Source organism: Winogradskyella epiphytica, from assembly GCF_003217215.1.
Taxonomy (GTDB): Bacteria; Bacteroidota; Bacteroidia; order Flavobacteriales; family Flavobacteriaceae; genus Winogradskyella; species Winogradskyella epiphytica.
Genome location: NZ_QJTD01000002.1, coordinates 63,000 through 74,556 on the forward strand (window position 1 = coordinate 63,000; position 11,557 = coordinate 74,556).

Here is an 11,557-nt window from a genome sequence, read left to right on the forward strand (position 1 = left end):
CATTAAGATTGAATTCCACGTTGCTCTAATCAACCAACCATAAAACTATTTACGATTTTTTAAATGTCATCTACAACTAGATCACTTTGATTTCTAAATACGAGTTGTCCATCAAATTCATCCAGTAGAATAATACTGTCTGTTGTGACTTTACCAGCTAGTATTTCTTTACTTAACTGATTTAAGACATCTTTCTGAATCACTCGCTTCACAGGTCGAGCTCCATATTCAGGATTGTAACCTTTATCGGCTAAGTAGGTAACAGCTTCAGGGGTTGCGTCAAAAGTAATTCCTTGTTTTGCAATCATTTTAGTCACATTCTTAAGTTGCAAGCCAACGATGTCGATAATGTTTTGCTTCGATAACGGCGTAAACATGATTGTATCATCGATACGGTTTAAGAATTCTGGTCTTACCGTTTGTTTTAATAGGGCTAAAACATCAACTTTTGCCAACTCTATCGCTGAAGGAATATCCTTCGTCGCCTCGAAACGCTCTTGTATAATGTGACTTCCCATATTGGATGTCATGATAATAATGGTGTTCTTGAAATCTGCAACTCGTCCTTTATTATCTGTTAATCGACCTTCATCTAGTACTTGTAAAAGGATATTAAAAGTATCCGGATGGGCTTTTTCTATCTCATCCAACAAGACCACTGAATAAGGTTTTCTTCTCACCGCTTCAGTTAATTGTCCACCTTCATCATAACCAACGTAACCTGGAGGTGCTCCGACTAATCGGCTTACCGCGTGTCTTTCCTGATACTCACTCATATCAATACGTGTCATCGCATTTTCATCATCAAAGAGGTATTCAGCTAAAGCCTTCGCTAATTCCGTTTTACCAACACCCGTAGTTCCAAGGAATAAAAAGGTTCCAATAGGTTTTTGCGGATTCTGAAGTCCGGCGCGTGATCGTCTTACAGCATCTGAAACAGCTTCTATGGCTTCTTCTTGACCAACGACACGATTGTGTAATTCGTCTTCAAGTCGCAATAGTTTTTCACGATCACTTTGAAGCATTTTTGTTACCGGAATTCCTGTCCACTTCGCCACAACATCCGCAATATCTTCATATGTCACCTCTTCTTTAATTAAAGAAGTTTCTTGTTGCTCCGATAGTTGTTTTTGGAACTTTTCAAGTTGCTCGGTAGCTTCTTTGATCTTTCCATATCTAAGCTCTGCTACCTTACCATAGTCACCATCACGTTCTGCACGCTCTGCCTCAACCTTATAGTTTTCAATTTCTTGTTTAATATTCTGAACGTTTTCAACGACTTCCTTTTCAGTTTTCCACTTGGCATTGAGTTCATTTCGTTCTTCCTTTAGATTCGCTAATTCAGCCTTTAAGCTTTTTAATTTGGTTTCGTCATTTTCACGTTTAATAGCTTCATGCTCAATCTCTAATTGCATGATCTTACGATCAAGAACATCTAATTCTTCCGGTTTGGAATTGATTTCCATTCGTAATTTAGACGCCGCCTCATCCATTAAGTCAATAGCCTTATCTGGTAAAAACCGGTTGGTAATATATCGTTCCGATAATTCTACCGCACCAATAATCGCTTCATCTTTAATTCTAACCTTATGATGTGTTTCATACTTTTCCTTAATTCCTCTTAATATAGAAATTGCACTTTCCGTATCAGGCTCGTCAACAATAACCTTTTGGAAACGACGCTCTAAAGCCTTGTCTTGCTCAAAGTATTTTTGATACTCATCTAAGGTTGTTGCACCAATGGCTCTCAATTCCCCACGTGCTAAAGCAGGTTTAAGAATATTCGCAGCATCCATTGCGCCTTCACCACCTCCAGCACCAACTAAGGTGTGGATCTCATCAATAAATAATACAATATCGCCTTGGCTTTCCGTAACTTCTTTAATCACGGCTTTTAAGCGCTCTTCGAATTCACCTTTATATTTGGCTCCTGCGATAAGAGCTCCCATATCAAGGGCAAAGATTTGTTTATCTTTTAAGTTTTCAGGAATATCTCCATCAATAATTCTATGAGCTAAGCCTTCTGCAATAGCTGTCTTACCTGTTCCTGGCTCTCCGACTAGGATAGGGTTGTTTTTGGTACGACGTGATAAAATTTGAAGAATTCTTCTAATTTCTTCATCTCTTCCAATAACTGGGTCTAATTTACCGTCTTGTGCTAATTGATTTAAATTTTTAGCGTATTTATTCAGAGAGTTGTATGTTTCTTCTTGACTCTGCGATGTTACTCGGTCTCCTTTACGCAATTCTTCAATCGCTGCATTTAAGCCTTTTTCTGTAACGCCTTGATCTTTTAAAATTTGAGCAATTTTACTTTTAGATTTAAAAATGGCTAAGATTAAATGCTCTATAGAAACATAATCATCATTCATCTTTTTCGCGATAATTGACGCTTCATTTAACGCCTTATTCGCTTCACGAGACAACATAATATCGCCTCCAGAGACTTTTGGAAAACTCTCTAAATCCTTGTCTAATACTTGTTGAAGTAGAGACACATTAACATTCAACTTCTTTAAAAGGAATGGCAGTACGTTTTCATCAACATTAAAGAGAGCCTTAAAAATGTGCTCATTTTCTATTTGCTGATGACCAAAACCTTGAGCGAGCTGCTGAGCTTGCTGAATGGCTTCTTGTGATTTAATGGTATAATTATTAAAATTCATATTTTTTTATTGCCCACGAAAGTGGGAGTCTTTTTTATAGGTTTTACTTAATCTGTTTATTATTTGTTTGTCATTATTAATAAATGAAACATCTTATGATGTGTTTCATGAAAGCCAGGTATTTCTTTAAATTCTGGCTTAGACTTCATTTTAAATGACCTTTACTTTCGTATAGTTTGATTATCTTTAGGCAATTATCTTACCAATCATAAAACGTAAGATTAAAACGACAAAATGGCGTGTTGTTCGAGTGTTGACGTGACTTTTCGTCAGTTTGTAAGCTTTTGTAACTGGCCCGACTATAAGTTAATGAATAGCTTTTAAAAAGAATAGAGATTAGTGAAATAAATCATTTAGAGTCTATTACTTTTATAAAGCATTAAAATAAATTAAATAGATGTTTAAGAAATTATTCGGTTCTTCTGAACCAAAAGAGGAAAAGGTATTACCATGGCAAGCCTTGGTTGATATTTCACAATTAGACCTTATTGCTGAAAAGTCAAAAACTAAAACACAAATTATTTTTAAGCACTCCACACGTTGTGGTATTAGTAGTATGGTTATGAAGCAATTTGTGGCATCTTATGATATAGATCTTAATGCCGACCTATACTATTTAGATCTATTGAGTTATAGAGCAATATCAGACGAGGTTGGTTATAAATTTCAAGTGGTGCATCAATCACCACAACTCTTAGTTATTAAGAATGGAGTAGTAGTAGCTCATGATTCTCATAGTGGTGTAAATAATATAGAGTTAAGCCAATTTGCTTAACTCAAACTTCAAAAATGAAAGTCTCAAGTTTTTGGAGGCTTCTAACTTTACAGTGTAAACAGATTAATTTAAAATGCCTTCAAGTTTATGGTTGATTGACCAAACTTGAAGGCATTTATTTTTATTTAAAAAAGTTTATCTCTTGTACTTAATAATCAATTTTCTGTTGAATGTGCCCGTATCTGTTTCTGCTTTTAAGATATAAGCACCTTCGGAAATATGCTTCACAGGAATCTTAATCTCATGCGACATTGGTAAATTCGTTGCATTCCATGAGTAAACCATTTGACCTGCAACATTGATAAGATATAATTGCTTAACCTGTATGCTAGGAGGTGTTTTTACATAAATCTCGTCAGTATCATGTAAATATCTAACTATAACAGTTTCGAATTCATCTTCAATAATAGACAATTCAGCGTCTTCTTGGAATGTTAAGTAGAAACGATTACTGTAGGTGCCAGCTTCCAAATTCATTTGGAAATTAACATCATTGAATCTTGTATAAGTATTTAAAACAGCATCATAAATAAAGACATCAATTTCTTCATCGAAATTCTCAAGTTCTCCAAGTTCTACTTCCACGTTACCTTGTTGCCCTAGAACCATTTCTAATGGGTAAACTTTAGTAATGTCAAATTCACCAACACCTTGAATCACATAGTTGTCGTCTTCAATTAAGAATGACATATCGCTAGGGAAATCATCTGAGTTAAGCGCGTCATAACCATAATCTACAGCATCTGTAGCGTCATTATCCGGTGTAAATGCCAAGAGTAAATGTCTAAATGCCCCTTCTGGTGTTTTAAAGCCAAAACGGATTCTTTTAATCAAATCCACGTCATTAGTGTTGGTCTCACTTTGTGTAGTTACATCACCTTCAGGTCTTAAGAAAACCGATTGAGCTCCTTCTTTCATAAATTCACGTTGACCATTATTAAAAACAACATCTCCATCGTTTTCTGCTTTAACAAAGAATCCTTGACCTACAGGGATATAACGACCAGGAATTTTTGTTGCATTTCCTACTCCATTTATCTCTGTTGGTGAACTTGCAGCTTGTAATCCTCCTGCTTTACTTAAATAAGAATATCTTCCTAAGTAATCCGCTAAAATATGGTTTGGATTATTTGGAGCTTGCTCCCAAAATATCAAGGCGCTACCAGCCAATAATACAGTCTCATTATCATCTATAAAAGTGTGGGCATCTATAGCTGATGGGTAAGGGTTACCCATTAAGGATTCATTATTCGCAGTTATTGAAACCTTAATATCACCATTGTTAGGCTGCCCCACAAAAGTGTAATTTTGGTTAGGAGTAGCAGCCCCACTTCCCTTCATGGTATATCCTAATCCGACATCAATAGGGGTGCCTTGATTAATGGATTGCCACTCGCTATAGAGGCCTGTTAAATTGGCATAAGTGTATAACCAACGGCTACTGATTGTCACAGGATTAGAAGTAATTGCTGTATTATGGCTAGTTACCCAATTTACTGGATTTGATCCGTCATATAAAATAGCGCCCACAGTGTAATTTCTGTCTAAAGCTGAACCACTTGTGCTTACTGGACTTCCCCAATAATTATAATTAAACATATTGCTAGTACCTTGTTGGTCTCGTTCTAATTTACCGGTTCCAGAATAATCAACAATACTACCTACTGGTTGTAATAATTGAGATTCGCCTTCGAGATCTAAAACTCCATTTATTTTTAGATACTTGTTAACGTATAGGGGTTGGTTGTTATTTACTGTTAACTTATTAGCTTGGATGACTAGACCTAGAACATTTGTTTCTCTCGAAATATTAACGTCATCTTCGATTTGCACGATATTCCAATTTATTCCATTTGTATTAGGAATCATTTGCTCAGTACCGTGTAGCCATGTATTTTGTTGATCCCAATTAGTATTGCTACCAGAACTTAAATACGGTAGAGGAGCCGATTCGGGTTGTCTAGTTGTCATATTTCTTAATGTACCAGTAACACCTTTAGTTGCAATCAATTGTCCTGCTATTATATCTGGACTCGGACTACTTTGATTCATTTGATAATAGGCTGTTAAATCGCTCCAATTTAAACCAGTAGAAACTTGATTACCTGTAACACTTCCAATTACGTTTCCTCCATCATTCTCAATTTCCTGATTCATCATTAATCTGATTTGGTCTCTACTCAGTACAGTATTCCAAATTCGAAGCTCATCTATCCAACCATGAAAAAAATTGGTTGGCGTATTATTTGGTCTTGCCATAGCTCCTAATAGCATGTTGAAATTATTAGGACTTGGATTAAAAGTAACTGCAATGCTGTTTTTTTGGACACCATCCACATATAAAGTATAGATGTTACTTCCATAAGTTATGGCGATATGATACCATCTGTCTGCAGTTATCCCTCCGGTAAATAAACCAGATCCATTAGCTCTGAATATTATGTTATTATTCACTAAACGTAAATCATATCCTGTTGCAAAATTACTTGCATCACGTTTGGATAAAATTGTTTGAATGCCGCTCTTAATTTCATTTGGTTTAATCCAAATTTCTATACTAAATGGTGCAGATAAATTATAGTTGTCTGCAAGGTTAACACTATCATCTATTCCGTCGAAATTTAAATTATCTTCACATGTAGGAAAAGTAACGCTGATTGTGGCGTCATTGTCACCACAAGGAGCTGCATTATCTACATTCCAAGTCAGATTGTATTCAGTCCCACTTTCACCTGTAAAAGTCGCGTTTGGATTGGTGGTATCAGAAAAGGTAAACGGACTACCAGCAGGTACAGAAACAGCAGACCAATAACCAGTACCATCAGCACTTAAATTTAAAATAGTGTCTGAACAATCTCCATTATTAGTTGCGTAAGTATAGCTTGGATTAGCTGCAATATATGGTATAATGTTAACTACAAAACTATCAGTAGCAGCAATACAAGGACCAGTAGGATCGTTGGTTGTGTAAGTTAAGGTTACCGAACCATTGGCAATATCATTAGTTCCAAACGTATAAACTGCATTAGTGTTATTGTTATTAAAACTACCATCACCACTGGTGGACCAAGTAGCTGAACTTGCACCACCTCCCAGAACTGCATTCATAGTAATACTTGTACTTGTAGAGCAGACAGTCTGATTATTGCCTACATTTACAGTTGGTTGTGGATTAATAGTCACTAACATAGAATCTGAAACAGGGTTACAAACACCTGTTGGGTTATTTGTTGTATATGTTAATAGAACTGAACCATTATTTATATCAGCAACACTAGGTGTATAGATGTTTCCGGCAAAAGTACCACTACCACTTGTATTCCATGTAGCAGATGTGGCAGAACCACCAAAACTTGCCGTCAAGGTTACAGTATCACCTTCGCAGATTGTTTGATCTGTTCCAGCATCAACTGTTGCTCCTTGATCGATTGTAATTTCTACAGTATCTATAGCTGAATTACAAGGACCAGCAGGATCGTTACTGGTATAAGTTAAAATAACCGTTCCTGTTTCTCCAATTCCTGGTGTATATGTAGCGTTTGGTAAATTACTACTAAAAGTTCCTGTCCCACCAGACCAGGTACCAGATGTGGCGCTACCACCAAAACTCGCTGTCATGGTAACCGTGTCACTGTTACAAATAGTTTGATCCACACCTGCATAGATTGTTGGAGCCTGATTAATAGTCACTAACATGCTGTCGCTTACCGGAGAGCAAATACCATCACTAGGCGTATTGGTATAGGTTAATGTAATAGGACTATTAAATACGTCGGCAGCATGAGGCGTATATATGTTACCGGCAAATGTTCCATTACCAGAGGTCGTCCATGTACCTACGTAATTTGTTCCACCAATTGTTGCAGCACTTAAATCAACAGTATCCCCTTCACAGATGGTGACGTCTGCTGGAGCTGTGACAGTAGGAGGCTCGTTTATTGTTACAGAACTATTTATAGTTTCAGGGCAATTAGGTGCATTAGTATATTCAATACTGGTTAATGAATACGTTCCTGCTCCTAATCCTGTAAATGTTACAGTTCCACTAGCTCCAATATTAAAAGTACCAGCAGGATTACCGTTATAATTATAAGAAACAGTTGTATTTGGTGTACCTGAAACCACGACATCTTCTCCTTCACAAACAGGGGAAGAAGTTGTTATTGTGGCTGTTGGATCAGGGTAAATTGTAATTGTCATATTATCTGTAACTCCTTCGGAACATAAGAGACTAACAAAATATGCGGTTAAAGAGATATTTACTGTTGTTATTTCAGTAACAGGAGGATGGACGTATTCAATATTTAGACCATTATTAGTAATGTTTATAAAGTTGCCTGCAGCTCCATTATCGTCCCAATTTAACCATACACTATTTATGAGTAAGTTAGCATCAACAATAGAACCTTCCAAATGTATGGTTTCGTCATTACATGCGATTACATCATTGCCTGCATTTAGTTCCAGAGATTGAATTGGGTTTATTCTAACTCTTTTGCTTCTCCAACTACTAGTGTCGCAAGGATTAACAGCTCTTACTCTTATGCTACCATTTCCATTATAAGCGTTACTAAATTGTACAGTAATTTCATTTGTACCGGCTCCTCCAATAATAGTGCAACCTGCTGGAACTTGCCATTCATAATATTGTACATCATTATTATTATGTACATAATAAGTTTCGACTGTAGGCAAACATACATAACCTTCACCTCTTATATCTCTAGAACCAAACCAACCACTTACTCCATATGGAGTTTCTAAATCCGGGTTGTTATATACAGTTATAGAGCCTGAAGCAGTAGCAGTACCACACCCATTTGTTGAAATTGTATAATTATAAGTGGTAGTTGTTGCTACATCATTAGGGTTTCCATTAATCGTCAAAATTCCAGTACCACTGTTAAAATTATAAGTTACTCCTGGAGGTAACCCAGTGACAGTTGCTATTGTTGCATTAGAGATGGAATAGGTAATGGTATTAACAATAAGTTGGGTAACATTATCTCCTCCGTTATTTTCACAAACATGTTGATTAGTGTCTCCAGAAATGTGTGTAATTGTAGCATTTGGTGTCACAGTCACCTCAATTGTGTCTGTACTTGAACATCCATTACTTGTACCAGTAACAGTGTACGTATGTGTTCCTACTGTAGGCACGAAAGTAACACCATTAGTTACACCATTATCCCAAGTATAAGTTGTAGCACCACTACCTGTTAAGGTTAAGTTACCACCCTCACAAATAGTAATATTGGTAGAACTTCCATTTGCTTGTGCCGTTACTGTAGGTAACGGATTAACAGTCATCGTCATACTTTCAGTAGCTGGAATAGGATTCGCACATGCCAAACTTGAGCTAACGTCAACAGAAACAACATCGTTATCATTAATAGTTGTTGAATTATAAGAGTTTGTATTTCCACCAACAGGAGTTCCATTTACATACCATTGGTAAGTTGGTGTGGCTCCACCATTTGTTAAACCGGTTACAAAGAATGTTACATTCTCTCCTGAACAAGCAGGATTGGCTGAAGCATTTAGAGTAAATGTTACAGGTAATAATGGGTTTACAGTCATAACAATACTATTACTAATTGTAACCGTATTACATGGCCCTGAGGTAATTTCTACATAGACATTTTCACCATTGGTAAGACCCGTAGTTGTGTAAGTGTCGCTATTTGTTCCAACAGGTGTTCCACCTTCAAACCACTGGTAAGAAGGGTTAGCACCTAAATTAGTGCCAGTTGCAGTAAAAGTTACTGATTCTCCTAAACAGATTGGCGAGCCTGACGTAGAGGTTATTGTTGCGGTTGCTCCCTGTACATGATCTAAAACCGTTACTACGGCATTGCAAGTTGCTATGTTTCCAGCAGCATCAGTTACAGTTAGTGTTACATTATTTGTACCAACATTAGCACAAGTAAATGTTGTTTGAGAAGCATTAAGTGTTACTGTCGAGCAATTATCAAAAGAGCCACCATCTATATCAGAAGCCACAATACTTGCATTTCCAGAGGCATCTAAAGGGACTGTAAAGGTTTGACAAACAGCTATTGGAGCTTCATTATCTTGAACTATAACGTTAAAAGAACAGGTTGAAATAAGTCCATTGCCATCATCAGCAATAACATCTACAGTAGTGGTTCCAACAGTAAAAGCATAAGGAAACGTTATTGGTGTTCCAGCTACTTCGTAGGTTATAATAGGAGAGCCATTACAGTTATCTGTGGCGGTGGCGTTAAAGGAAAGTGTAGCATGACATTGTCCAGCATCTGTATTGTAAAATGGGCTTGGAGTAGGACAGGTAATCACAGGAGGAGTTACGTCGGCTACCGTTATATTTTGATTGCAATTTATTGTATTTCCAGCTTCATCTGATACAGTCCAAGTAATAATATGGTTTCCAACCGGTAAAGGTAACTGTCCAGCTAAATTATTAGATATATTAACCCCAGTACAGTTATCACCGAATGATGGAGTTGTTATTACACTTGGATCTAATAGCGCTAGTGCTTCTGAGGTAAATTCACAATTAGAATCAGCTTCTACTACTATATCATCCAAGGGACATTCTATCGTAGGCATTTCGTTGTCTATAACGGTAATTGTAAATGTACAAATGCTGTTGTTACCATTGCCATCTGTAGCTGTATATTCAATAGTTGTAGTGCCAATAGGGAAGTTATCTCCAGAAGTTAAACCTGTCGCATCTGTTTGGTTAATCGTTACTGTTCCACAGTTATCATTAGCCGTTGGAATGGTATAAGTTACAATTGCACCACAATTTCCCAGATCGTTATTAATTGACCTGCTTATAGGACAGAAGTTGAAGGTAGGTGGCGTTGTATCGGTTACAATCACGTTTTGATTTGCAGTAATTATATTGCCGTTTTCATCATCAAAAGTCCAGGTCACTATAGTTGTTCCCTGTGTAGTAATTGGGAATACAGTTGTGGTTGTACCAATTATAGTTCCAGAACAATTATCTGTGGTATTAGGAGCAGTTGGAGTTCCACTACATTCGCCAACAATGACATCTGCTAGTGTTGGGACTACGGGAGGAGTTTTATCATCAATAATAATATTTTGCGTTTGCGTAGAAATATTTCCATTGCCATCATCATATGTCCAATGGATAGTGTAGGTTCCTTGAGCATTATAAGTTAACGGATCTGTCGTTGTAGCAGTGATAGTTCCTGAACAATTATCTGTTGCTGTAGGAGCTGTAACTGTTGCATCACATTCGCCAGTTACATCAGGTAGCGTAGCAACATCTGGAACAGGGACAGAGGTGTCATCCACAATAACTGTCTGTGGTTGCGTAGAAGTATTTCCATTGCCATCATCATAGGTCCAATTGATAGTGTAGGTTCCTTGAGTATTATAAGTTAACGGATCTGTCGTTGTAGCGGTGATAGTTCCTGAACAAGTATCTGTTGCTGTAGGAGCTGTAACCGTTGCATCACATTCGCCAGTTACATCAGGTAGCGTAGCAACATCTGGAACAGGGACAGAGGTGTCATCCACAATAACTGTCTGTGGTTGCGTAGAAGTATTTCCATTGCCATCATCATATGTCCAATGGATAGTGTAGGTTCCTTGAGTATTATAAGTTAACGGATCTGTCGTTGTAGCGGTGATAGTTCCTGAACAAGTATCTGTTGCTGTAGGAGCTGTAACTGTTACAGAACATTCGCTGGTTACACTAGGTAAAGTAGCAACATCAGGAACAGGGGCGATGGTATCATCCACAATAACTGTCTGTGGTTGCGTAGAAGTATTTCCATTCCCGTCATCATAAGTCCAAGTAATAACATGTGTTCCTTGTGTAGAATAAGTTAATGGGGCAGTTGTTGTAGCAGTGATAGTTCCTGAACAATTATCTGTAGCTGTAGGAGCTGTAACTGTTACAGAACATTCGCCGGTTACACTAGGTAAAGTAGCAACATCAGGAACAGGTGCAATAGTATCATCCACAATAACTGTCTGTGGTTGCGTAGAAGTATTTCCATTCCCATCATCATAGGTCCAATTGATAGTGAAGGTTCCTTGAGTATTATAAGTTAACGGATCTGTCGTTGTACCTGTGATTGTACCCGAACAAGTATCT

Annotated in this window: 3 protein-coding genes; 1 reads left to right on the plus strand and 2 read right to left on the minus strand. The window is 37.3% G+C overall.

Annotated elements, in window-relative coordinates; genetic code table 11:
• Positions 1–59: 59 nt before the first annotated feature.
• Positions 60–2,666, minus strand: a complete 2,607-nt coding sequence (clpB, locus tag DFQ11_RS05605) for an ATP-dependent chaperone ClpB (RefSeq protein WP_110474893.1) — start codon at positions 2,664–2,666, stop codon at positions 60–62.
• Between the two features lie 397 nt (positions 2,667–3,063).
• Here clpB and ytxJ point away from each other — a divergent pair, with 397 nt between their 5' ends.
• On the plus strand, positions 3,064–3,441 hold the full coding sequence (gene ytxJ, locus DFQ11_RS05610; RefSeq protein ID WP_110474894.1) for a bacillithiol system redox-active protein YtxJ: 378 nt from the start codon (positions 3,064–3,066) through the stop codon (positions 3,439–3,441).
• Positions 3,442–3,576: 135 nt separating this feature from the next.
• On the opposite strand, the gene DFQ11_RS05615 is transcribed toward ytxJ, so the two are convergent.
• Positions 3,577–11,557: HYR domain-containing protein (locus DFQ11_RS05615; protein WP_146221503.1), on the minus strand; the 7,981-nt coding region annotated here is incomplete at its 5' end.